This is a genomic window from Pseudomonas sp. NY8896 (genome assembly GCF_039634505.1).
Map to the genome: position 1 here is coordinate 4,730,448 of NZ_CP132350.1, position 23,344 is coordinate 4,753,791.

Sequence of the window (23,344 nt, forward strand, 5' to 3'; positions counted from 1 at the left end):
TCAGCCTTGGCTGAGGCGCTGCAACTCGCGCCGAACCATGGCGGCATATGGCGGCGGGCTGAGGCCATAGAGCTCAGCCGCCACCCAGTTCAACCAGGTGCCTTTCAGCTCCTCGCGCTTGGCCAGCATGCGTTCGGCCTCGGCCACGGCATGTGCTTGGTGCTGCCGATGAAACTCGGACCGCGAGGCAGGACCGGCGTCAGCGTCGGTCATTCACTGGCCTTGAACGTGGTCAGTTCACCCTTGCGCCACTTGGCAACTTTGCCGGTCACCGCTTTGAGCAACTTGCCCAGGCCTTCCTGCACTTGTTGCTGCGCGGCGAACACCAGCATCACGCCATGCCCTTCCCGAAACACGATTCCATCGCCTTCCGGCACCGAAACGAAGGCGTAATCGCCCACGCCATACACATTCAACTTTATTTCGCGAAAGCGCATTTCCAGCTTGCCGCCTTCGCGGCTGGGCAATACGGCAGCGCGGAAGTGGTCGCCGACTTTCAGCTCAAGGCGCTGTTTGTCATCGACCACCAGTGCACTTTCGGTGTCGATTTCGGCCATGTACAGGCCTTCGGGATTCTGTTCGGTGACATAGATGAAGCGACCCTGGAACAGTTGGGCCAATTTACCGCGCAAGTCGCCCAAGGCGAACAACGCATGAGTATCAAGTGTGCTGACTGCCAATGAAGTAATCCTCAACCGGTTACAACCCGCCCTCTCCCAAGCTCGGGGAGGCACGGCCACTTCTTATCGATAGGCGAAAAGAGTAATAAAGCGATATGCGAAATGTCTGTGCTCGCTGACGATGCAGCGTGCAGGAATCTTTACTCTGGTCTGCCAGATTCGCCTTCAACCGAAGGCGTTTGGCTCATCCCCGGTTAGGGAAGTGTGATGCCTGAGATCACTCGCCAGAAAACGCAACCATGGGAGTGAGCCTGCAAGAAAACAAGCCCTGGCATCCATGTGCGCATTACTGTAGGACAAATATGCCCGAAAACACTGAAACACGTCGAGAGGCAATAAACATTTTCAGGCTGCCAACCCCTTCTTCAGCTGCTGCTGCCAGGCAGCCTGGCACTCCAGCGCTTCTTCACGCGTGGCAAACGCGGTGCCACGGCGCTCGCCATTGACCAGCACCACCCAGCAAATGCGCTTACCCAGTGCCTGCAGGGTGGCCGGCACACCCGAACCAATCATCACGGCTACATCGACTCGGCTATTCATCATTCCCTCCGGAATTTAATTAGCACCCTAACGATAAGGCCATGATACGCCTGCCTGCGAAGAGAAAACAGCGCATGCCAGTACAGCAGTGTTTCTTATGGCGCAACAAAAACGGCGGCGACGACAAGCGCAAAAAGCCCCAGGGATCGCTCCGTGGGGCTTTGCACCTGGCGCGGGTTATACCTGGCGCTGGTGGCGGTCGAGCTGCTCGTGGCGCTCCTGGGCTTCGATGCAGTACTTGGTGGTCGGGCTGATCAGCAGGCGCTTCAGGCCGATTGGCTCACCACTGTCATCGCACCAGCCGAAGCTTTCGTCGGTAATGCGGTCCAGGGCCATTTCCAGCTGTGGCAGCAGGCGTTGGTCGCGGTCGATGGCATTTACCAGCCAGCTACGTTCTTCTTCGACCGAAGCCACGTCGGCAGGGTCCGACGGGGTGTCAAGGCCTTCGATGGTGGTGCGGCTGAGCTCGATGCGTTCATGGGTTTCGACTTTCATCGCCTGCAGCAGCTCAGTGAAGAAGGCCAGCTGGTCGGCGTTCATGTAGTCATCGGCCGACATGGCCAGCAACTGTTCCTTGGTCATCGATTTCTCTATGAAAAAATGTGCATTTGGGCGATTCATGTGCCGCCGACGCCTTGGCATCGGCAGCGGAATTCTTCAAGCGCCAACCGGCACTCTTTTACAGGGGGCGGCAGTCTAAGGCGCCACGTCGCGTGGAGCAACTGCAAATGGGTGCGAATTTGCTTCCAGTGCTTACAATCCGCCGGTCGGTGCAGGGATGGCTGGTCTTGGGAGGCTCGCCACAACCTTTTCAGCGCCCATGAGATCGAGCGCCACCCGCCCGGCGCTCGATCTCACAGCGACCAGACCTCTCAAGGCATGCACCTGGAGGCCCAGCCCAAATTCCCAGCTGGCATCAACGATCCTTGAACTGCGCCTCGCGCTTGGCGATGAAGGCGGCCATGCCTTCTTTTTGGTCTTCAGTGGAGAAAGCCGCATGGAAGACCCGGCGTTCAAAGCGCACGCCCTCGCTGAGGGTAACTTCAAACGCTCGGTTAACGCTCTCCTTGACCATCATGCTCACCGGGATCGATTTGCTGGCAATGGTCGCAGCCACCTTAAGCGCCTCTTCCAGCAACTCCGCCTGCGGCACGATTCGCGCCACCAAGCCAGCCCTCTCAGCCTCTTCAGCCCCCATCAGGCGGCCAGTCAGGCACAGTTCCATGGCCTTGGCCTTACCCACGGCACGGGTCAGACGCTGGGTACCGCCCATGCCCGGCAACACGCCAAGGTTGATTTCCGGTTGACCGAACTTGGCGTTGTCGGCGGCGAGGATAAAGTCACACATCATCGCCAACTCGCAGCCGCCGCCCAGCGCGAAGCCGGAGACCGCCGCGATGATCGGCTTGCGCCGGTTGGCAATGCGGTCAGCATCGCTGAACAGGTCGTCGACGTAGATCTGCGGGTATTGCAGTTCGGCCATTTCCTTGATGTCGGCGCCAGCGGCAAAGGCCTTGGCCGAACCTGTCAGCACCACGCAACCGATATTCGGGTCACGCTCGAGCTGGTCAAGGGCCTGGTTGATCTCGCCGACAATCTGCGCGTTCAGCGCATTGAGGGCTTGCGGGCGGTTGAGGGTGATCAGGCCGACCTTGCCGTGGATGTCCAACAGGATGGTTTCGAATGCCATGCAGTCTGCTCCTTCAAAGATTGCGCGCAATGACCATGCGCTGAATGTCGCTGGTGCCTTCGTAGATCTGGCAAACCCGAACGTCACGGTAGATCCGCTCCAGCGGGAAGTCGCTCAGATAGCCATAACCGCCCAGGGTCTGCAAGGCATCCGAGCAGACCTTTTCGGCCATTTCCGAGGCAAAAAGCTTGGCCATCGACGCCTCCACCAACGCCGGGCGCCCGGCGTCACGCAGCGCGGCGGCGTGCAGCACCATCTGCCGGGCAACGGCGATTTTCGTCGCCATGTCGGCCAGGCGGAAGGCCACAGCCTGGTGCTCGATCAACGCCTTGCCGAAGCTTTGCCGCTCGTTGGCGTAGTCGCGCGCCACTTCGAACGCGGCCCGGGCCATGCCAACCGCCTGCGAGGCGATACCGATGCGGCCACCTTCAAGGTTGGCCAAGGCTATCTTGTAGCCCTCGCCTTCTGCACCCAGGCGGTTGACCACCGGCACACGCACGTTGTCGAAGACGATCTGGCAGGTGTCGGATGCATGCTGGCCGAGCTTGTCCTCCACCCGCGCCACCTGGTAGCCCGGCGAATCGGTGGGCACGATGAAGGCGCTGATCCCGCGCTTGCCGGCGTCCGGGTCGGTCACGGCAAACACGATCACCACCCCGGCGTTCTGCCCGGAGGTGATGAACTGCTTGCTGCCAGTGAGCACATAGTGGTCACCGTCCAGACGCGCACGGGCCTTCAGGCTGCTGGCATCGGAGCCCGCCTGCGGTTCGGTCAGGGCAAAGGCGCCGAGCATCGCACCGCTGGCCAGCGGGGTGAGAAACCGTGCTTTCTGCTGCTCGGTGCCGAAACGCAGGATCGGCACGCAACCGACCGAGTTGTGCACGCTCATGATGGTCGAGCAGGCCCCATCACCGGCGGCGATCTCTTCCAGGGCCATGGCATAGGCCACATAACCGGTGTCGCTGCCGCCCCACTGCTCCGGCACCAGCATGCCGAACAGGCCCAGCTCGGCCATTTCGTCAATGGCCTCTTTCGGGAACCGATGTTCCTTGTCCCATTGTTCGGCGAACGGTCTCAGGCGCTCCTGGGCGAAGGTACGTACCGCATCGGCTATCTGTTGTTGCTCGTCAGTTACCAGCATGGTTCACCTCAGTACAGGCATTCGACAGCCATGGCCGTGGCCTCGCCACCGCCGATGCAGATGGCGGCCACACCTCGGCGCAGGTTGTTCTGGCGCAAGGCCGACAACAGGGTTACCAGGATGCGAGCGCCAGAAGCGCCAATCGGGTGCCCGAGTGCGCAGGCGCCGCCGTGGATGTTGACCTTTTCGTGGGGCAGGTCGAGGTGCTTCATGGCCGCCAGCGTGACCACCGCAAAGGCCTCGTTGATCTCGAACAAGTCGACTTCTGCCAGGTTCCAACCGGTGCGTTTCAGCAGTTTGTCGATGGCCCCGATCGGCGCGGTCGGGAACAACGCCGGGGCGTCGGCGAAGGCAGCATGGCCATGGATGACTGCCAGGGGCTTGAGGCCGCGCTTGTCAGCTTCGGAGCGGCGCATCAGCACCAGCGCGGCAGCGCCGTCGGAAATCGAACTGGAGTTGGCCGCCGTCACGGTGCCACCTTCACGGAACGCCGGCTTGAGCTGCGGGATCTTGTCCAAGCGCGCCTTGGGCGGCTGCTCGTCATCCTTGATCACGCGTTTTTCCTTGCCCTCGGCGACTTCCACCGGCACGATCTCGGCGGCAAAGCGGCCGCTGCTGATCGCGTCCTGGGCACGGGTCAGCGAGGCGATGGCGAACTGGTCCTGGGCTTCGCGGCTGAAGGCGTTGGCCTGAGCGCAGTCTTCAGCGAAGGTACCCATCAGGCGGCCTTTGTCGTAGGCGTCTTCCAGGCCGTCCATGAACATATGGTCGATGATCTTGCCGTGTCCCATGCGGTAACCACCACGGGCTTTGTCCAGCAGGTACGGGGCATTGGTCATGCTTTCCATGCCCCCCGCTACCACCACGTCTGCAGTGCCGGCCAGCAGCAAGTCATGGGCCATGATCGCGGCTTGCATGCCCGAGCCACACATCTTGTTCAGGGTGGTGCAGGTGGTGTGCTTGTCCAGCCCGGCGCCCAGCGCGGCCTGGCGCGCCGGGGCCTGGCCTTGCCCGGCCGGCAGCACGCAGCCGAACAACACTTGCTCGACACTGGCGGCGTCGATGCCGGCGCGCTCCACGGCGCCGCGAATGGCCGCGCTGCCCAGTTGCGGCGCTGTCAGGCTTTTGAGGTCGCCCTGCAGCCCACCCATGGGCGTGCGCACGGCGCTGACGATAACGATCGGGTCATTGGCGAGGGTCATGTTCGTTCTCCTTACTTGGCAGCCATGCGCAGTGCACCGTCGAGGCGGATCACCTCGCCGTTGAGCATGCTGTTCTCGATGATGTGACGGGCCAGTGCGGCATATTCCTGGGGGCGACCCAGACGCGGCGGGAACGGCACGCCGGCAGCCAGCGAAGCACGCACGTCCTCAGTCATCCCGGCCATCATCGGTGTTTCGAAGATGCCTGGGGCGATGGTCATCACACGGATACCGAAGCGCGCCAGTTCGCGGGCGGCCGGCAAGGTCAGGCTGGCGATAGCGCCCTTGGAGGCCGCGTAGGCGGCCTGGCCGATCTGCCCGTCATAGGCGGCAATGGACGCAGTGTTGATGATCACCCCGCGTTCGCCCCCCTCGTCGGCAGCCCCTTCGGCCATGGCCGCAGCAGCCAGACGCAGCAGGTTGAAGCTGCCGATCAGGTTGACGTTGATGACCTTGGCGAAGCTGCCCAGGCCATGCGGGAGCTGCTTGCCCAACACCTTCTCAGCACCGACGATGCCGGCGCAATTGACCAGCCCATGCAAGCTGCCAAAGGCGTTGACGGCTGCATCGACCGCCGCCTGGGCAGCCTGCTCGTCGCTGATGTCGGCCACCGCGAAGCGGGCGTTGTCGCCCAGCTCGCGAGCCTTGGCCTCGACGGCCTGGGCATTGAGGTCGACCAGCATGACCTTGGCGCCGGCCTCGACCAGCATCTGAGCAGTAGCGGCACCCAGCCCGGAAGCGGCGCCGCTGACGATGAAGTGTTTGTTGGCTATGTGCATGATCGGTTCCTTTCAGGCGCTGACAGGGGTGGCCTGTTGCGCGTGTTGTTTGGCGACTTCCTGATTACGCAGGATGAAGCGTTGCAGCTTGCCGCTCGGGGTCTTGGGCAGCTCGCTGACGAATTCGATTTCTCTGGGGTAGGCATGCGCGTATAGGCGCTGGCGCACGTGCTGGCGCAAGGTTTCTTCCAGCTCGGCGTTGCCGGCGACGCCGCTGGCCAAGACCACGAAGGCCTTGATCAGCTCGGTGCGCTCCGGGTCCGGTTTGCCGATCACGGCCGCCTCGATCACCGCCGGGTGCTCGATCAACGCACTCTCCACATCGAATGGGCCGACCCGGTAGCCGGAGGTAGTGATCACATCGTCGCTACGGCCGACGAAACTGATGCTGCCATCCTGGTTCAGCTCGACGGTGTCGCCACTGAGGTAGTACTTGCCGACGAACGATTTGGTCGGCAAACCGTGGTAACCACCGAACCAGCACAGCGGCGACTGCTCGCGATCGACCGCAAGGATGCCCGGCTGGCCGGCAGGTAGTTCGCTACCCTGCTCGTCCAGCACGACAATGCGATGACCGGGGATGGCGAAGCCGGCCGAGCCCAGATGCACCGGGTGCTGCAGGCCATGGTGGTTGCACAGCACCATGCCCAGTTCGGTCTGGCCGTAATGGTCGTGGATGGTGACCCCAAGCTCGTCGGCAAACCAGCGGATCACTTCCGGGTTAAGCGGCTCACCGGCACTGCTGACTACCCGCAGGCGGCCTTTGACGGGCGCCGAAAAAGCACTGCCGGCGGCGATCAACAGGCGGTACGCGGTGGGCGAGCCTGCCAGGTTGGTGATGCCAAGCTTGTCGATGACTCGCGCGCAGCTTTCGACGCTGAACGGGCCATCGTAGAACGTGGTGGCATGGCCCAGCGACAACGGGCCGGTGACCGCGTAGTACAGGCCATAGGCCCACCCCGGGTCGGCCAGGTTCCAGAAGTTGTCTTCGGGGCGCAGGTCGATGGCGTCGCGCATGTAGCCTTGAAACGCGACGATGGCACGCAGAGGCACTTCCAGTGGCTTGGCCGGGCCAGTCGTGCCTGAAGTGAACATGAGCAAGAACGGGTCGTTACCCGCGCGCATGACCGGTTCACAGTCGTCTGCCGCACGCTCAAGGCACTGTTGGAAATCCAGCTCGCCAACGCGAGCCTTGACCGTGATGATCGTCGGGCAGGCATGCACGTCGTCCAGCTTGGCACGGTTTTGGCTGTCGGTGACGACGACACGGGCGTGCGACTGCTCAAGGCGATGCTCGATGGCCTTGGGGCCGAACGCAGTGAACAACGGCTGATACACCGCCCCCAGGCGCCAGGTGGCGAGGATGGTGACAAGCAACTCAGGTGTACGGGGCATTAGACCCGCCACCCGGTCCCCGGCACTCACGCCTTGCGCCTTGAGTACATTGGCAAAACGGGCAGCCTGCACCTTGAGTTGCTCGAAACTGTACCGCTCAGTGTGGCCGTCCCGGTCTTCGTGGATCAGCGCCAGCTTGCCGCCACCGGCATGGCGGTCGCAGCATTCGACACAGGCATTGAGGGCTTCGAGGTTGCCATGCAGTGCCGCAGTAGCGGCCTGCGCAAGGTCGAACGCTCGAGCGGCCTCGGCGTAATCACGCATCGTCGGACTCCTGGTTTCTTGTTTTTGGAGTTGAACCATCGGTCCGACGATGTTCGCGCCGCTCAAGCACGGCGGCAATGGCCAAAGCTGTCAATCTCGATGACCGGTTTGGCCGCCTTGCAGGTCAGCCGTCGCCCCGACTCTCGCCACGCAAGTAGGACTCGGTCAGGCCTGCCTGCAATCGTTCTCTATCGCGTTGCTCCTGATCCTCCAGATCCGCGACCTGCGAACGAAGCTGCTCAGCCGAGAGCGGTGGCTGGATAGCGCGCAGGTTCGCCCTGCGCTGGAGATAGTCGGTTCTGAGCGACTCGAACAAGTTCCGGTGCTGCTCACCAAGAAAAGTCTCCCAGAACGCTTGACTCACCAGGCTTTGAGTGCGCGCCTCGATCGTCTCGTTGGCGAGGACAGCCGCAGCCACATCGTTGATGTGTTGATCGCTCAGCGCGACAGCGTTCGGGTAACGCATCGCCCATGGCTGACCAGGCAAATCAAGACGCTCGCGCAAGCGCACACGGTATGCCAGTGACCAGGCAGAGCGCCCCACCTGCTCACCTTCGACACCCTGGCGCAGGATCGCCTGGCGGGCCTGCTGCTGCACCTGGTCAAGACGGTACAGCTGCCGACCGAACGCCATGAGCTGCGCCCGTTGCGTCAGGTCTTGTGCGTCCGCTTCAGCCTTGGCCAACAAGACCTGTACATTCATGTGGCTGAAGCGATCGCTGACCATGTCCGAGCAGGAAACCGGTTGATTGGCCGCTTCAAAAACGCGCAACCGCAGCGCTGGGCTGACGTCCATCGCCTGCAGCATGGCCCACACATCACGCACAAGTACTTCCCGACCGCCCCCGGCAACTGCTGAAGCATAATCAGCGGTATGCTCCAACCACGCCAGGATACGAAAAAAACCCGCACTGTCTGGTTCGGCCAGCAGACCGTCCCATAGCACTGCGCGCGCAGCGCGGTCGTTTTCGGCAATATGCTGCAGCCACAGGCTGCGCGCATGAGGCAAGTCGACCTTGCCCATCGACTCTGGCAGATGCCCATGCTCCTCAATGGGATCCAGCGCGTACAAGCGTTGCAGTTGAACCCCCCTCAGTGGGTTGCGATCAACGATAAGCCCCCGGCGCCAGGCATAGGGCATTGCAATCACCGCTTCCGGTGGCGTCGGCAATTGGTTGTCGCGCAGATCACAGTGCACCAGCAGGCCGCACAGTTCGATGCGGCTGGGCCAGGCCCCCAGCCGGCAGTGGCGCAGGTTCAGGTGAGTCAGGGCCGAGAGATGGTTGAAGCGTAGGTCGAGGTCTTCCAGACGGTTGTAGCTCAAGTCTAGATGCAACAAGCCAGGCAGAGCCTGCAGAATACCGACTGCTTGGGCATTGAGGCGGATCTGGTTATGTGCCAGGCGCAAACGCTGCAATTGCGGCAGATAAGCAATCCCGAGCGGAATGTTGCGCAGTTGGTTGAGGCTCATGTCCAACTCGGTCAGCGCGGTAAACGGGCACAAGAAACTCACTGGCACCCTATCAACCGCCGACTCCTGCAAGCGCAGGCTGGTAATACGGTGGAAATCGATGGCCGCCGGTAACTCCGGCAAACTGCTGAGCTGCACGCCACTCAGCGACAGACGCTGGCCGGTCACCATGCCTGCATGGTCGTAAATACAGTCGCCCTGCAAGCGCCAGGCACGCAGAATAGCGTCGGCTGATCGCTGGCGCAGCCGCTGGCGCCTTTCGCTCAGCTCTGCGCTGACCCAGCGGTTGAGGTGGCGGCTCAACTGATCTTGGTCGTCTTCAAGCTCTACGATGCGCTCATAGGCGGATTGCTGCCTATTCATCAGCAGTGCCTGTTCCTGATCCAGCTGTGCCTCATCCAGCCCTGGATAAAGCTGGCGCAAGCGCTCACGAACACGTGCCGGCAGTGAGTGGCTGTCGCCCGTACCACGGCCACTGAGCAGATAGCCAACCCGGCCATCAGCCAAGCGTCGCCCAGGGTTGAACCACTGCACCTGGGTTGGCCATTGCAACAGTTCGACAACCTCCTGGTGCGTAGCGGGAAGTCGTGCCAGCAGTCTCTGACGTAGCTGCGTTCCCATATCGTTTTCAGCCATGCCAAGCGCCGTGCGGTGCTCAGGTGCCAAGGCCGCGGCAAGCATGTCGTACAGGTTTGCCGAATCACCAGCGCCGAACGGCAACGCACGGCCCAAGCCATCATAGAGATGGAAGCGCCCGTCTTTGCGCACCACTACCCGACGCATCCGGGGGACGCCAGCGGGGCCCACGGCCTTGAGCAAATGCCCGTCCGGTGCGCTTTCACGCAATTGCAGGTCAAGGGCATTGGCAGACACACCGTTGCTGCTTTCCACTTCCTTCTGAAGCAGCGCGAAAGCCAGTTCGCCGGTTTCGTTGCAGTAGCTGCCGGGCAGGTAAAGCCCTTCGAGTGCACGGTTCAATCTGGCCAGACGCAGCAGCGCGCGGGCCTTGCTTGCTAAATTCAGCGTCACACGCCCACCTGACATTGCCAGGAACCGCTCGCCTTCGCTGAACTGCGCCGCCAGCGACTGCGCATAAGCTTCCGGCAAACCGGCAAAGTCCCGCCTTATCAACGTCAGCAGAGCGTCATCGCCAGCTGGCGAACTGCTCAGGTGGTCGAGAAGAGGCCCCCACAGGGCAGCTTGCTGGCGCAGCAGGACGTCGCTGTTGGTGCTGCCAGCACGAGCCTCACACCAGGCGAGCAATGCACTGTCTTGGGTGACAAGCGAGTAGCTGGCCAGACGAGTGAAAAACGCCTCGATACGGGCATGGGCTTCGAAGCGCCGCAAGGTCTCTCGCAAGTTGACAGGCGCCGGTCGGTTTTCCACCAGCACGCCCCGCAACTCCTCGGCATCCACACCGGCTACCCGCAGCACCTGCGCAGCCCGCTGTGCGTCAATGGAAGGATGCTGCGGCCACAGGGTATCGAGCATCATGGCCACGTCGCTCCAGCGCTGCGGCTGGTCCTGCATCAGGCGCCAACTACGCTCGCCGTTGTGCAGCACGGCCGGCCCATACGCCTTTTCGCCACTGGGGTGACACAAGCGGTAAGGGGCTTCAGGCTCGCTGCGCTGTACCTCATAGTAACGCTGGCCCCTGCGCATCCAGCGCCTGCTCTCGTCGCCGTAGAGCCCATCGTCACGTAGGGCGATGGTGCCTGGGGTCGACTCATAGGCCGTAATGTCATCGGAACCCAACAGGCCACGCCGCCCGCCCACGCTCACAGGCTGCAGGCCATCGACGAAGGCGCTGCGCAGAACGCTCACACCCGCCACGGTCAACGCCGTCGCAGCCACCGTTTCAGCTACACCCAGCATATGCTCCAGGGCTTCGTGCTGGTGCCCACGGGCCCAATCCCTGACGCCCTCGAAAACCTCGCCAAGCGTCTGCACCACCAGCTGACCAAGCAATATCGCCCCTACGACAGGGATGAAAAGCCCCGCCAGGTTGAGCAGATCGAGGCCCGCGGCACGCCAGGCAGCCCGACGCGCACGGGCCGCTGCAGCATCGGCGTCCGCGGTGGGTACCAGCAACAGGCGAGCATCGTCCTTGACTCGCTGCACCTGTTGCGCAGCCAGCGCAGCGAACAGGTCCCCGAAGGCTGTAGGGCCCCTCAACGCCAGGTCGGGCTGTGGATCCGAGAGGCGCGCACTCAGCAGACCAGCGAAGCTCGCCCGCTGTCGCAAGCTGATGAGCTGGGTGAAGTAGTCTCGGTAGCCCTTCTCTTGCAACGTTGCAGCCATTGCAGCGTTCATGGCCTCTGTGGAATCGAAACGGCGCAGCGCCTGCACGGGATCACTGGGCAGGTAGAGCACCACCCCTCGGTCCTGGCCAACAGAGTCTCGCAGGCGAATGAACAGCCCGTCAGCCACACGTTGGCCCAACACCTCCAGCAGGCCAGGGTAACCATGCAGGCCTGTGTCAGAATGGGGGCCACCGCCCTCCACCACCTGCAGCAAGGCATGCTGTACCTGCTCGTCGATGTCACCCTTGAGCATCGCGACTTGCGCAGCCAATGCCAGGCCCGAACGTTTGTCCTGGGCAAGGATGCCCTCGGTGGTGGCATTGAACGTCCGCGCCAGCTCGTCCTGGTAAAGCCGACCCACATCCAGCGCACGGCATGCTGCAACCAATTGCTCGGGCGTGCCGGTCAGCAAGTCATCTCGCCCCGGGAGAACCAGCCCGGTGCCCAGGAAAAACGATTCGTCAGGGCCGAAATTACCCATCAGCCTCAGCAAACCATCCCGGCGGGTGGCCGAGTAGTGATAGGTCTGCTGAAGCGTACCGGGGAAGGTACCGATGCGCGGTGAAACCTGCAGCCATTCCAGCCCTGCGAGGGTCATGCCTACTGGCAGTGGCTTCACCAGCACACCCTGCAGATGCTGTTGGGCGAACACCTGCAGGGGTTGCAGGGTCTGCGTGAGCCCACGCAAACGGGCCTGGCTGGCCTGATGTGTGTTGAGGCTGGTGCGCAGGGCGATGATCTGGGCCTGGCTGGCCCGTTTCAACCAGTCAGGTAGCCTGGCGGCAATGAAATCATCAGTTGCTTTCTGATGGCTGGTTTCAAGGTTGGAGGTGCTGGAAATCATGGCAATCCCGGGAGCGAAGAATGAGGCTGGCATGCTCGCCAACCTGCTCTGGGCAAGGCACAAGGAAATGCAGCCATGCCCGTGATTCGCCCCCGGTTACATTCACGGCCGCGCCAGCAGCGCTTCGCGAGTCAAGCGCAGGGCCAATGCATTCAGCGCCACTTCACGGTCCTTGCCTATCTGGTTGGCTTGTTGCACGTACGCGGCACTGCCAAGCGTCTCCTTTCGCTCATCCAGTGCCTGCAGTTGCGTGTCGAACTGTTCCTCCAACGCCGCGAAATCTTCGGCCCGCTGCGCGCGCAGTACTGGCAACCAGAAGTCACGTTGGCTGATGAACAGCGCAAGTTCGTCACTCGCTTCCGCCTCCTGCACAGCTTGGTAGACCCTGTCCAGGTCACTGCGGCTCACCCCGGCAATCGCGCGAAACTGCATGGTCCGTGGCTGCCCGATCAGATCGAGCCGCACCGAGAGCCCGACGCGATAGGCAAGGCTGACTTCCACCTCGTCCACGTCTTCAGCATTCGCCAGTTGCGATCGGGACTGGAAGTCCTGCCGCGCAAACGCTTCCACCCGGTCGAGCCGGAAGAGGCGCCGGGCCAACAGCAGCCGCGCATCACGTGTGGTCAACGGATCACCCCCGTCAGTGGCCTGGAGCACCTGTTGGCGCACCTCCAAATGACCGAAGCAACTGGCAACACTGTCTACGCAAGTACGCGGATCGGCCGCCAGTTCGAACAGCTCCTCGCGCATGCGTGTGTCCTGGTTGAGCGCCTCGACCATCGCCCAGACACGTCGGCTTAGATCGGAGCGCACCAGACGGTAGTCCGAGCTCCTGGTTAGCTCATCGAGCAGTTGAAAGAACGCATTGCTTCCCGGCTCACGCTGCAGTGCTTGCCATTGGCGGCGTCGATTTTCAATATCCTCCCCCTCCAGGGTAGCCAGCCAGCCAGCCTCACCCTCCCTCACCTCCACCCTGTTGCCGCTTACGCCCACGTGTGCAGGTTGAGCATACAAGCGCTCGGTGACCTGCGCCGACAACGCGTTCCCTTGCACAGCTATTACTCGACGCAGAGGTTCCGGGGCATTGAGCAGGGCCTCTGGCAGGTCGTTGAGCTGGTTGTTGCGCAGATCGGCATGCTCCAGCATCCCCAACCACTCCAACCCTGCCGGCACCCGCCGCAAGCCGCAACGAAACAGCCGCAAATCACGTAGACGGGACAACTGATTGAAATCAAGGCTGATTGCACCCAACGGATTCTCGCTCAGATCAAGCGTTCGCAAATCAGGCAGAGCAGCCAAGGCACTGGACTGGTTTGCCGCCACACGGATCCTGTTGCGCCGCAGATGCAAGTGCCGTAAGCCACGCAGCTGGGTTAGATGTTCAGGCAACGCACTCAAGGCATTGTTGCTCAGGTCCAGACGCCGCACGGCAGGGAAGCTGCGTAGAAAACCTGGCGGCAGCGCCTCCAGACGCAACCCCACCAGCAGCAGGTCGATCACATGAGCGAAGTCGGTACCGGCGGGTATGCTTGGCAGCTCCCCCACCGACCACGCGACGATACTCAGGCGCAAGCCGGCCGTCTCACCATTGCCATCGACTACCTCCTCACCCTCCAGCCGCCAGACACGCCGGAAAGCATCGGCAACCTCCTGCCGGGTGTTTCTCGCACGGGCCGAGACGGCCTCCGTCCAGGTTTGCAAATGCTCATCCAGGCGCTGATATTCCTGCTCCATGCGCAGCAGGCTCGAATAGGCCGAGCCAGCAGAGCGCATGAGCGTCCGCAGGAAGCGCTCGACCTCTTGCTCGTCGAAAGCTGGGTAAAGGCTGCGAATCCGCTGGCGCATGACCTGCCCTGACGGCACTGACGATGTGGCCCGCCCACTGAGCAGGTAACCGACCCGGCCGTCAGCAAGGCGCTGCAAGGACGACGCGAGCGGGCGTGCTTCGCGCCAGCCAAGCAGACGCAGCAACGCCTGCCGTTGCGCTGGCACCCAGCCTTGCATCGACGCCCGGATACGTGCCGGGACATCATCACCCACCCAGCCCTGACGCTGCCGATAGGCTTCAGGAAGGCAAGCGGCCAACACTTCGAAGATGCCTCGTGGCTCGGCGGCTTCCAGCCCACTGCGCAGCCCGTTTTCGTCGTATAGATCGAAGGCGCCTTCTCGCCATACCAGTACCAGGCTGCGCTGACCCCGCGTTTCGGGAAACAGCATCGCCAGCACTCGACCGTTCTCGGACTGGTCACGCTGTATCAGATTGAACGGGAGCTGCGTCAGGCCATGTCGTCGTAGCAACACAAACAGCAGTTCAACTGCATCGGCGTGGTAACTGCCCCTCAGGTGCAGCGCCTCGCGCAGTCGGACCAGACGGGCTTCCTGTAGCAGGCTACGCGCTCGCTCCATCAAGGCCAGTGGCAGCCGCGCTTCGGTGCGCATGCGTGTGCGCATCGTTTCATCGGCCTGTTGCAGCACCTCGAGCGCATAGGCATCAGGGAGTGTCGAAAAGTCTCTTTTCACCAGGCTCAGCGCCTCGTCATCGCCGAGGTACTGGGTGGAGAAGTGCTCCAGCAGCGGCCCTCGCAGGCTAACTTCACGCGCGTGGAGCGAAGCCACCTGCTCATCCAGTGGCAAGCCTGCCAATTGCAGCCTATCGACACACCACTGCCAGAGCTCAGTATCGCTTTCGTTCGGCGTCATCGCCTGGAAGAAACGTTGTGCTCGCGCATCCACCGAAAATCGTTCCAGCGTATCGCGCAAGCAGACTGGCAGACGTCGCCCCTCCACCAACAGGCCACGCAGGTGCGCCTCATCGACATCGGCAACCTTGAGAATCTGCGTAACACGCTCGCTACCCAAATCCCTTGCCGATGGCCATAGACGGCTCAGCAGCTTCGTCTCACCCTGCCATTCCAATGGGCGTTCGAAGGTCAGGCGCCAAGCACGTTCGCCATTGCCTCGCAAGGCCGGCCCATAGGTATCATGGCCGTCCCGATGCAAAAGACGCCAGTTCCCCCTGGCGTCCTGCCGCACGCGGTAATAACCCTGCTCGTCACGCCACCAGTGGCCGCTACCATCGCTGTACAACCCGTTATCCTGCTCGATCAGCGGCTCGCTGGGCTTGGCCTGGCGGTAGGGTTGCAGATCGCATCGCCACAAACGTTGCCCGCCCGCTTCGGTGGTGACCGGCTCCAGCACATCGAAAAACGGGCTGCGGGCAAGGGCGACGCCTCCCGCCACCAGCCCCGTGGCGGCAAGGTCGCTGGCCAGTTGCAGCAGGTGGTCAACGGCTTCGTGCTGATGCCCTTGGCTCCAGTCCTTGACGCCCTCATAGACGTGGCCAAGCAGCTGCCGCCCCCAGTCAAGCAGCAAGAGTTCGCCTATTCCTGGCACAAAAAAACTCGCCAGGCCGAGCAGCGCAAGGCCTGCGCTTTCAAGGTCCTTCAGACGCTGGGCAGCCGCGGCGGCATCGGCCTGTGCCGTGGGTACGGCCATAAAGCGTGCGTCGCTCTTGATTCGCCGCACGTGCCAGGCAGCCATGTCACTGATTCCCGCAGCCGAACCTCGTTCCACGGCGGGATCCAGATCGGGGCTGCTATCGAGCAGACGCGTCCCGAGCAATGTCATGTACTTCACCCGGTCTTCAAGGGTGATACGGCGCTCGATGCCCTGCCGGTAACCTTCATTTGCAAAAGCCGCGACCAATGCCTGATTGGCCGCCTGCCACCCATCGAAGTAACGCAGTGGCTGCTCAACATCATCAGGCAGGTACAACAATACCCCAACAGTCTGTTCCGGCGACGGAAACGGGCTGCTGGGTTTACCCCACGAAAAGAGCAGTTCAAATGCAAGCGCGCCATCCACCCGGCACCCCAGCACCTTCAGGCCACCGACCACTACGCGCGTGCTACGGGGGTGCGTGATGGGTGTACCCGCTAGCGCTTGGCGCAGTAGGCGCAATTCATCGTCACCCAGCTGGCGCTTCATGGCCGCTATCTCGAGCGCCAACGCCAGTTCGCAACGTTTGTCCGCGACCAGATCGCGCTCGAAGTCACTGGTCAACACCTGCGCCAAATGTCGCTGGTAGGCTGCGCCTACATCCGTTTGCCGGCACAGGCTGACAAGGCCGTCAATGTCACTGCTCAGAGTCGCTTCGCCGCTAGCCCCCTGTTGGGCGGCCTGCACCAGCGCAGTGTCGGAGAAGAACGATTCAGCCTCCTTGAAGTTCTGCATCATTTTTTGCAGCGCAGGTACCCTGACGAAGTAAGAGGTGAACTCCCGCACCGTCCCTTGCACGATTTTCAAGCGCCTGCGCTCTTCTCGCCAAGTCGCCTGGTCAAGGTCGAGCGTCAACCCCATCCGGGCCTGCATGGCCTGTTCGAGCTGCTGCTTGGCGAACGTGTGCAAAGGCTGGAGTTGCCGCGTCACGGCAGCCACGCGGCGCTGGCTCGCATGGTGCGCTGCCACCTTGCTGCGCAGTGTATTGAGTTGCCGTGGCGTGGCATTGCTCAGCCAAGCGGGCAGTTGCTCGGCAATGAACTCCCTATCGGCATTCTGTTCTTTGGGATTGACTTGAGTCTGCGGCATGTCGGTCTCCTTACGATGGAAAAACCGACAACCTGCCTGCACGCCAGTGTCAGCGGCAGTGGGAACCACCACCCTTCAACCCGCCGCCCCTTGGGCCTGAATCAGTGCACGGTAGTGCCCAGGGTTGCAACCGAACCACTTGCGAAATGCCTTGTAGAACGAACTGCCATCGGCAAACCCAAGGCGCTCAGCAATTTCCCCCATGGGCGCTTCGACCTGGCTTAACCAGGCGATGGCCAGCTCACGCCGGACACTGTCCTTGAGCACCTGGTAACTCTGCCCCTCCTCCGCCAGCCGACGGCGCAAGGTGGACGGGGACAGGCACAATTGTCGTGCCAGGGCATCGGCATCCGGCCAGCAGGACGGGTCCAATTGCAGCAAGTCGGCGCGGATACGCCGCCCCAGGCTGGCCGGGTCACGGTACTTGACCAGGATGTTGCCGGGCGCCTCGGCCAGAAAGCGCTGCAGGTCCTCAGAGCTGCGGCGCAGCGGCACGTCGAGGCAGTCGGCACTGATGATCATGCGAGTACGTGGCCGCTCGAACTGCAGGTTCTCGGAAAACATCACCCGGTAATCGTCACAATACGGTGGTTCGGCACAGCGCAGCTCAATGGCCAGAATGGCAATGCGTCGCCCGGCCAGCCAGCAGGCCACTCCATGCACGATCATCCAGAATGTGAAATAGGTGAACGCACGCCGTGGCAGGTCGCGCGGCTCATTGATGACAATTTCCGCCAGGCCCTGCTGACGCACCAGGCTTGGCTGCAGGTCTTCGAGCATCAGCGAAAGAAACGCCAGCGCGGTTTCCAGGCCCTCGCCCAAAGTTGGCTGTGCCATGCTCGCCCGGCACAGGAACGCCAGGCTGCCGCTGCGCAGGCCGCGCGGGTCCATGGCGAAGAATTCGTCATTGCAACGCCGCGCCAGCAAGCGCCAGAGCCGGGCATAGGCCTCGGCACTGACGCGAGCATCCGGGGCTTGCAACTGCCCGGCATCGATACCGGCGCGCGCCAGCAACGCAGCATCCGGCTCGCCTGCCGGGCAGGTCTGCAACAGGGCCTCGCGCACCAGTTGCATGGAAATGGTGTCTTTCTCGCTCATCAGCAGTCCATCAGGTTATGTCGCCATCTTAGGCCGGCTCAGAGGCTGGCCGCCAGGCCCAGGAATGCCTGGATCAAGCGTAACTCACGGCGCCGCTCAAGGCAGCTGACCATGTGCTGGTTGACCAGGCCCTGCCCGGCGAGCGGCCGCGCCACCACTCGGGGGTCGTTGGCCACTTCCGTGGACGACACCACACCAATGCCAAGCTGCGATGCCACCGCCTCGGTAACCGCCTCACGGCTGTCCAGCTCCAGTTGCACACGTGGCTGCACACCGGCAGTGCCGCAGGCCTTGTCGAAGGTGCGTCGGGTAGTCGAACTGGGCTCGCGCAGCACCATGATCTGCTGGTGCAGCTCGGCCAGGGGTAAGTCACCTTCGCCATCGGCCCAGGCATGCCCCGCTGGCAACAGCGCGCATAGTCGCGATTCGCACAGGTTCTGCAGATACAGGCCCTTGCGCGGTTCGATTTCGGTCAACACCGCCACATCGGCATGTTCGGACAACAGCGCAGCCAGCGTCTCCTGTGCGTTGCCCAGGCGCAAGTTGACGGTGATGCCAGGGTAGCGTTCGCGCAACTGCGCCAGCATGGGCATGACCCGGTGCGGACCGTCGGCGGCGACCTCCAGGCGCCCGGTCAGCAACTGGCGGTTGGCCTCGAGCATGGCTTGCGCTTCTTCAGCCAGACCGAACATGGCGCGGGTAATGGCCGCCAGGCGGGTACCCTCTTCGGTCAGTTCCACTCGCCGTGCAGTACGCCGCAGCAAGGTGATCTGGTAATGCTCCTCCAGTGCCTTCACATGCCCGGTCACCGCCGGCTGGCTGATGAACAGACGCTCGGCAGCACGGGTAAAGCTGCCCTCACGGGCTACGGCATCGAAAGCGCGCAACTGGAACAGGTTCATAATTATCGGCCTGACTTATAGCTGGGATAACAACAAACAATTTGATTGATGGCAGCGTGAATTGCAACCTAGGCCCCGTAGTTTCAGCCCACCGCTTGTGAGGAATAACGGAATGAGCAACGCCCCGATTCTGCTGACCCCAGGTCCCCTGACCACATCAATCCGCACCCGCCAAGCCATGCTGGTGGACTGGGGCTCCTGGGACCGCGACTTCAATCAACTGACCGCCAGTGTGTGCGAGCAACTGCTGGCGATCATCGACGGCAGCGCCAGCCACCACTGCGTGCCGCTGCAAGGCAGCGGCACCTTCGCCGTGGAAGCGGCCATCGGCACCCTGGTGCCACGCGATGGCAAGGTGCTGGTGCTGATCAATGGCGCCTATGGCCAGCGCCTGGCGAAGATCTGCAAAGTGCTGGGCCGTCCCTACAGCACCTTCGAAACCGCCGAAGACCAGCCGACCACCGCCGCCGACGTCGACCGCCTGCTGGCCGCCGACCCCGCCGTGACCCACGTTGCGCTGATCCACTGCGAAACCAGCACCGGCATTCTCAACCCGTTGCCCGAAATCGCTCAGGTGATCAAACGCCACGGAAAACGCCTGATCATCGATGCCATGAGTTCGTTCGGCGCGCTGCCGATCGACGCCCGCGAAATTCCCTTCGAGGCGCTGATCGCCGCTTCCGGCAAGTGCTTGGAAGGCGTCCCAGGCATGGGCTTCGTCTTCGCCGAAAAAACCGCTCTGGCCGCTGCCGAAGGCAATGCCCACTCGCTGGCCATGGACCTGCACGACCAGCACGCCTACATGGCCAAGACCGGCCAGTGGCGCTTCACCCCGCCCACCCACGTGGTCGCGGCCCTGCATGAAGCGCTGCAGCAATACAACGAGGAAGGTGGCCTGCCGGCTCGCCACCAGCGCTACGCCGACAACTGCAAGACCCTGCTCGACGGCATGGCTGCCATTGGCCTGCGCAGCTTCCTGCCAGCCGAGATCCAGGCGCCGATCATCGTCACCTTCCACGCACCGAACGATGCCCGCTATCAGTTCAAGGACTTCTATGAGCGGGTCAAGGCCAAGGGTTTCATCCTCTACCCAGGCAAGCTGACCCAAGTCGAAACCTTCCGCGTCGGCTGCATCGGTGTGGTCGGGGCGGACGGCATGCAGGCCGCCGTGAATGCCGTAGCCCAAGTGCTGCGGGAAATGGAAGTGCTGGACATCTGACCCTTTGCCCACCCGAATTCAGGAATTAGCGCACATGAACTACAGCAACCCAACCCAGCTGCAAGCCGCCATCCTCGACTGGGCCGGCACCGTGGTCGATTTCGGCTCCTTCGCTCCAACCCAGATCTTCGTCGAAGCCTTCGCCGAATTCGATGTGCAGGTGTCCATCGAAGAAGCCCGTGGCCCGATGGGCATGGGCAAATGGGACCATATCCGCACCCTGTGCGACGTGCCGGAAATTGCCGAGCGCTACCGCAAGGTGTTTGGCCGTACCCCGACCGACGATGACGTCACGGCCATCTACAACCGCTTCATGCCGCTGCAAATCGAGAAGATCGCCGTACATTCGGCACTGATCCCTGGTGCCCTTGAGACCTTGACCGGTCTGCGCCAGGACGGGCTGAAGATCGGCTCATGCTCGGGCTACCCGAAAGTGGTCATGGACAAGGTGGTGGAACTGGCAGCACAGAACGGCTACGTGGCGGACCACGTGGTGGCCACCGACGAAACCCCGAACGGCCGGCCGTGGCCGGCCCAGGCCCTGGCCAACGTGATCGCGCTGGGCATCGACGATGTAGCGGCCTGCGTGAAGGTCGACGACACCGTGCCAGGCATTCTCGAAGGCCGCCGTGCCGGCATGTGGACCGTGGCGCTGGTGTGCTCGGGCAACGCGCTGGGGCTGACCTGGGAAGGTTTCCGGGCACTGAGTGCCGAGAAACTGGAAGGCGAGCGTCAACGCATCCATGCGCTGTTCGCCGGTTCCCGCCCGCACTACCTGATCGACACCATCAATGAACTGCCCGAAGTGATTGCCGACATCAACCGGCGCCTGGCCAAAGGCGAGATGCCGCAAACCTTCTGACCCGTCCATGGGGCCGCTTCGCGGCCCTTTTCAGTCAACCATCTCGGGACTGATCTGGGTTGCTTTTCAGCCTGAATCTGTACATTGAGTTGCCGCCGCAAGTTGCCAAAAATGGGCCATCCCTGTTCTGAGATGCCCAACCCCCGATGAGCACACACACCCGCAACAGCCGTCTCACCGTGCCGCAACTGGTGGCCATGAAAGGCCGACAGAAGATCGTTTCGCTCACCGCTTACTCAAGCTCGATCGCACGGCTGATCGATCCGCTGGTCGACTTCATCCTGGTCGGCGACTCCACCGCCATGGTCGGCTATGGCCGCCCGTCCACACTGGGTATGCGCCTGGACGAAACCATCGCCCATACCCGCGCCGTGGTCGACAGCACCCGCCTGGCCTGCGTGATCGCCGACATGCCGTTCGGCAGTTATCAGGAATCCCACGAGCAGGCGTTTCGCAATTGTGCCCAAGTATTGGCCAGCACCGGCTGCGACGCACTCAAGCTGGAAGCGAACCAGGCGTTGGCCAGCACCGTCGAGTTCCTGGTCGCAAGAGGGATACCGATCATGGCGCACATCGGCCTGATGCCGCAGTTCGTCAATGCCATGGGCGGCTACAAAGCCCAGGGGTTGAGCCCGGACAGCGCTGCAGCGTTACGGGCCGACGCGCAAGCCAACCTGCACGCTGGCGCTTTCAGCCTTTTGCTGGAAGGCGTAGCCGAACCCGTGGCCCGCGCCATCACCCAGGCCACCGACAAACCCACTGTCGGCATTGGCGCTTCCCCCGCCTGCGATGGCCAGGTGCTGGTCACCGAAGACCTGCTAGGGCTCGGTGGCGCGCACGTGCCACGCTTCGTCAAGCAGTATGCCGACCTCGGCCTGGCAATCCGTGAAGCCTGCGCCCGCTACGCTGATGAGGTGCGCGACGGCACCTTCCCTGCCATGCACCATTGTTACGGAGTGTGAAGTTCATCCTCGATGGCCTTGACCAGGCATTGCAGCGCCTGGGCGATATCCTTGCTCCAGTCCACCGTGCAGCACAGCCGCAGATGACTGCGCCAAAGGCCGCACTGGCTGAAAATTTCACCGGGCGCAATGACGATACGCTGCGCCAGCAACCGCTCGAAGACCCGGCGCATATCCACCGGCCGGGTCGCCTGCAGCCACAGGCTGGCCCCGCCCTGCGACTCGGCGATGCGCAGGCAGCCCTGGCCGTGCGCTTCCAGTAGCCGCCTCATCTGCTGTAAACGCTCGCGCAACTTCGGCAGCAAACGCTGCACATGCAACTCGACCCGACGCGAGGTGAAAAGCCGGGCGATGGCCCTTTGGCGGATCGGCGACAAGCGAAAGGCTCGTTCCAGGAACAGCTGCTGAAAGCGTTCGGTCTGCTTGCGACAAAGCAGGTAGCCAAAGGGCGCCTCTGCGCCAATCAGTTTGTCGAAGGTCGAAAACACCAGCAGCCGGTCAGGGTCGGCGAAGTCCCGGTAGCGCGGTGCTCCGGCGTGGAAGCACAACTCGCCGTAGCCATCGTTTTCAAACAGCCACACAGCGTGCTTGGCAAGCCAGCGGCAGACCAGCTGCTTGTCTGACGCAGGCATCAGACCACCCTGGGGTACGTTGGCCGCCGACGACAGCACGGCCAGGCGTATTGGCTGATCGCGCAACAGCCGGTGAACCTGCTGCAAGTCGAAACGCCCGTCATCACCCAAGGGCACTTCGATGATGGTCATGCGCGCAGCCTGCAATTGCCTCAGCACTGCCCAGTTGCAGGGCGACTCCACCAATGCCAGCTGGCCTTCGAGGCCCAGGGCGCGTAAGGACACTTCCAGCACACTGCGCAGGTCCGCGCCGATGAACACGTGATCGGCGCTCCAATACTGCTGTGCCGAGCGGGTGTAGCGGTCGGCCAGTACCGTGCGCAACTCGGGCTCACCGAAGGGCTGATACAGCGGCGCCAAAGAATGCGGGTATTGACGCGCCAGTTCGCGCTCGATCATCAGCAGCGGCTGCTGCAGCGACAGCAACATGGCCGGCGCATCGCTGCCCAAGGCCAACATACCCGGCTGTCGGGCGCTGGCGAATACGGTGTCGAGCAGGTTTTCCGAATGCTGCACACAGATGGTGGTGGGACGGGCTCGGCTGAAGTAGCCCTGCTTTGGCCGAGCATACACCCGCCCTTCGTCTTCGAGCAGCGCATAGGCGTACTGGGTACTCGATACCGAAACATGCAATTGCCGCGCAAGTTGGCGCAGCGACGGCAGACGCTGCTCCACATCGGCAGGTGCGGCCTCGATCCTGTCGAGCAAGTAGCGGTAGACCGCCTGGTAGGTAAAGTTGGGCTTGTCGATTTGGCTGTTTTCCATAACGGCGC

The 23,344-nt window shown here is 62.6% G+C and carries 17 protein-coding genes; 3 read left to right on the plus strand and 14 right to left on the minus strand.

Going from position 1 to position 23,344, the window contains the following annotated elements; translation table 11 throughout:
• From Q9451_RS21255 to Q9451_RS21315, 13 genes are all read right to left on the minus strand, one after another.
• Entirely contained in the window at positions 1–213 is a 213-nt protein-coding gene (locus Q9451_RS21255) for a hypothetical protein (protein WP_012271509.1), read from the minus strand.
• A complete protein-coding gene (locus Q9451_RS21260) occupies positions 210–680 on the minus strand; it encodes a hypothetical protein (protein ID WP_041166445.1) in 471 nt (156 codons plus the stop codon). The genes Q9451_RS21255 and Q9451_RS21260 overlap by 4 nt, the downstream gene beginning before the upstream one ends.
• Positions 681–1,025: 345 nt before the next feature.
• Entirely contained in the window at positions 1,026–1,220 is a 195-nt protein-coding gene (locus Q9451_RS21265; RefSeq protein ID WP_012271507.1) for a hypothetical protein, read from the minus strand.
• Positions 1,221–1,397: 177 nt separating this feature from the next.
• On the minus strand, positions 1,398–1,802 hold the full coding sequence (locus Q9451_RS21270; RefSeq protein WP_012271506.1) for a TraR/DksA family transcriptional regulator: 405 nt from the start codon (positions 1,800–1,802) through the stop codon (positions 1,398–1,400).
• A gap of 334 nt (positions 1,803–2,136) precedes the next feature.
• A complete protein-coding gene (locus Q9451_RS21275; RefSeq protein ID WP_012271505.1) occupies positions 2,137–2,910 on the minus strand; it encodes an enoyl-CoA hydratase in 774 nt (257 codons plus the stop codon).
• 13 nt (positions 2,911–2,923) lie between these two features.
• On the minus strand, positions 2,924–4,051 hold the full coding sequence (locus Q9451_RS21280; protein WP_060492964.1) for an acyl-CoA dehydrogenase: 1,128 nt from the start codon (positions 4,049–4,051) through the stop codon (positions 2,924–2,926).
• 8 nt (positions 4,052–4,059) lie between these two features.
• The gene (locus tag Q9451_RS21285) at positions 4,060–5,253 is read right to left on the minus strand and encodes an acetyl-CoA C-acyltransferase (protein ID WP_012271503.1); all 1,194 of its coding nucleotides are present in this window, start codon (positions 5,251–5,253) and stop codon (positions 4,060–4,062) included.
• Between the two features lie 11 nt (positions 5,254–5,264).
• Positions 5,265–6,032: an SDR family NAD(P)-dependent oxidoreductase gene (locus Q9451_RS21290; protein WP_012271502.1), complete on the minus strand. Its 768-nt coding sequence runs from the start codon at positions 6,030–6,032 to the stop codon at positions 5,265–5,267.
• A gap of 12 nt (positions 6,033–6,044) precedes the next feature.
• Positions 6,045–7,691, minus strand: a complete 1,647-nt coding sequence (locus tag Q9451_RS21295; RefSeq protein ID WP_012271501.1) for an acyl-CoA synthetase — start codon at positions 7,689–7,691, stop codon at positions 6,045–6,047.
• 124 nt (positions 7,692–7,815) lie between these two features.
• Positions 7,816–12,342 carry an NEL-type E3 ubiquitin ligase domain-containing protein gene (locus Q9451_RS21300; protein ID WP_012271500.1) on the minus strand — a complete coding sequence of 1,509 codons (4,527 nt, stop codon included), beginning with the start codon at positions 12,340–12,342 and terminating at the stop codon, positions 7,816–7,818.
• Positions 12,343–12,411: 69 nt separating this feature from the next.
• Positions 12,412–16,965 (minus strand): NEL-type E3 ubiquitin ligase domain-containing protein, encoded by a 4,554-nt coding sequence (locus Q9451_RS21305; RefSeq protein WP_345960725.1) that lies wholly within the window; start codon positions 16,963–16,965, stop codon positions 12,412–12,414.
• 6 nt (positions 16,966–16,971) lie between these two features.
• Complete coding sequence (locus Q9451_RS21310; protein WP_012271498.1) at positions 16,972–17,994, minus strand: AraC family transcriptional regulator; 1,023 nt, start codon at positions 17,992–17,994, stop codon at positions 16,972–16,974.
• A gap of 38 nt (positions 17,995–18,032) precedes the next feature.
• Positions 18,033–18,896, minus strand: coding sequence for a LysR substrate-binding domain-containing protein (locus Q9451_RS21315; protein WP_012271497.1), 864 nt, complete (start codon positions 18,894–18,896; stop codon positions 18,033–18,035).
• Positions 18,897–19,008: 112 nt separating this feature from the next.
• Between Q9451_RS21315 and Q9451_RS21320 the strand changes: the two genes are divergently transcribed.
• The 3 genes from Q9451_RS21320 to panB all read left to right on the plus strand — a co-directional run bounded on the left by Q9451_RS21320 (position 19,009) and on the right by panB (position 21,939).
• Positions 19,009–20,115 (plus strand): 2-aminoethylphosphonate--pyruvate transaminase, encoded by a 1,107-nt coding sequence (locus Q9451_RS21320; protein WP_012271496.1) that lies wholly within the window; start codon positions 19,009–19,011, stop codon positions 20,113–20,115.
• A gap of 34 nt (positions 20,116–20,149) precedes the next feature.
• Complete coding sequence (gene phnX / locus Q9451_RS21325; RefSeq protein ID WP_012271495.1) at positions 20,150–20,977, plus strand: phosphonoacetaldehyde hydrolase; 828 nt, start codon at positions 20,150–20,152, stop codon at positions 20,975–20,977.
• Positions 20,978–21,123: 146 nt separating this feature from the next.
• The gene (gene panB / locus Q9451_RS21330) at positions 21,124–21,939 is read left to right on the plus strand and encodes a 3-methyl-2-oxobutanoate hydroxymethyltransferase (RefSeq protein WP_012271494.1); all 816 of its coding nucleotides are present in this window, start codon (positions 21,124–21,126) and stop codon (positions 21,937–21,939) included.
• Here panB and Q9451_RS21335 read toward each other — a convergent pair.
• Positions 21,927–23,336, minus strand: coding sequence for a PLP-dependent aminotransferase family protein (locus Q9451_RS21335; RefSeq protein ID WP_041166443.1), 1,410 nt, complete (start codon positions 23,334–23,336; stop codon positions 21,927–21,929). The genes panB and Q9451_RS21335 overlap by 13 nt on opposite strands.
• Between the last annotated feature and the right edge of the window lie 8 nt (positions 23,337–23,344).

Bases quoted from the DNA above. Each gene is read 5' to 3' on its own strand.
- Q9451_RS21335 (WP_041166443.1), bottom strand. From the start codon at position 23,336: ATGGAAAACAGCCAAATCGACAAGCCCAACTTTACCTACCAGGCGGTC.
- panB (WP_012271494.1), top strand. From the start codon at position 21,124: ATGAGCACACACACCCGCAACAGCCGTCTCACCGTGCCGCAACTGGTG.
- Q9451_RS21275 (WP_012271505.1), bottom strand. From the start codon at position 2,910: ATGGCATTCGAAACCATCCTGTTGGACATCCACGGCAAGGTCGGCCTG.
- Q9451_RS21315 (WP_012271497.1), bottom strand. From the start codon at position 18,896: ATGAACCTGTTCCAGTTGCGCGCTTTCGATGCCGTAGCCCGTGAGGGC.
- phnX (WP_012271495.1), top strand. From the start codon at position 20,150: ATGAACTACAGCAACCCAACCCAGCTGCAAGCCGCCATCCTCGACTGG.
- Q9451_RS21285 (WP_012271503.1), bottom strand. From the start codon at position 5,253: ATGACCCTCGCCAATGACCCGATCGTTATCGTCAGCGCCGTGCGCACG.
- Q9451_RS21295 (WP_012271501.1), bottom strand. From the start codon at position 7,691: ATGCGTGATTACGCCGAGGCCGCTCGAGCGTTCGACCTTGCGCAGGCC.
- Q9451_RS21300 (WP_012271500.1), bottom strand. From the start codon at position 12,342: ATGCCAGCCTCATTCTTCGCTCCCGGGATTGCCATGATTTCCAGCACC.
- Q9451_RS21280 (WP_060492964.1), bottom strand. From the start codon at position 4,051: ATGCTGGTAACTGACGAGCAACAACAGATAGCCGATGCGGTACGTACC.
- Q9451_RS21310 (WP_012271498.1), bottom strand. From the start codon at position 17,994: ATGAGCGAGAAAGACACCATTTCCATGCAACTGGTGCGCGAGGCCCTG.
- Q9451_RS21265 (WP_012271507.1), bottom strand. From the start codon at position 1,220: ATGAATAGCCGAGTCGATGTAGCCGTGATGATTGGTTCGGGTGTGCCG.
- Q9451_RS21270 (WP_012271506.1), bottom strand. From the start codon at position 1,802: ATGACCAAGGAACAGTTGCTGGCCATGTCGGCCGATGACTACATGAAC.
- Q9451_RS21255 (WP_012271509.1), bottom strand. From the start codon at position 213: ATGACCGACGCTGACGCCGGTCCTGCCTCGCGGTCCGAGTTTCATCGG.
- Q9451_RS21320 (WP_012271496.1), top strand. From the start codon at position 19,009: ATGAGCAACGCCCCGATTCTGCTGACCCCAGGTCCCCTGACCACATCA.
- Q9451_RS21290 (WP_012271502.1), bottom strand. From the start codon at position 6,032: ATGCACATAGCCAACAAACACTTCATCGTCAGCGGCGCCGCTTCCGGG.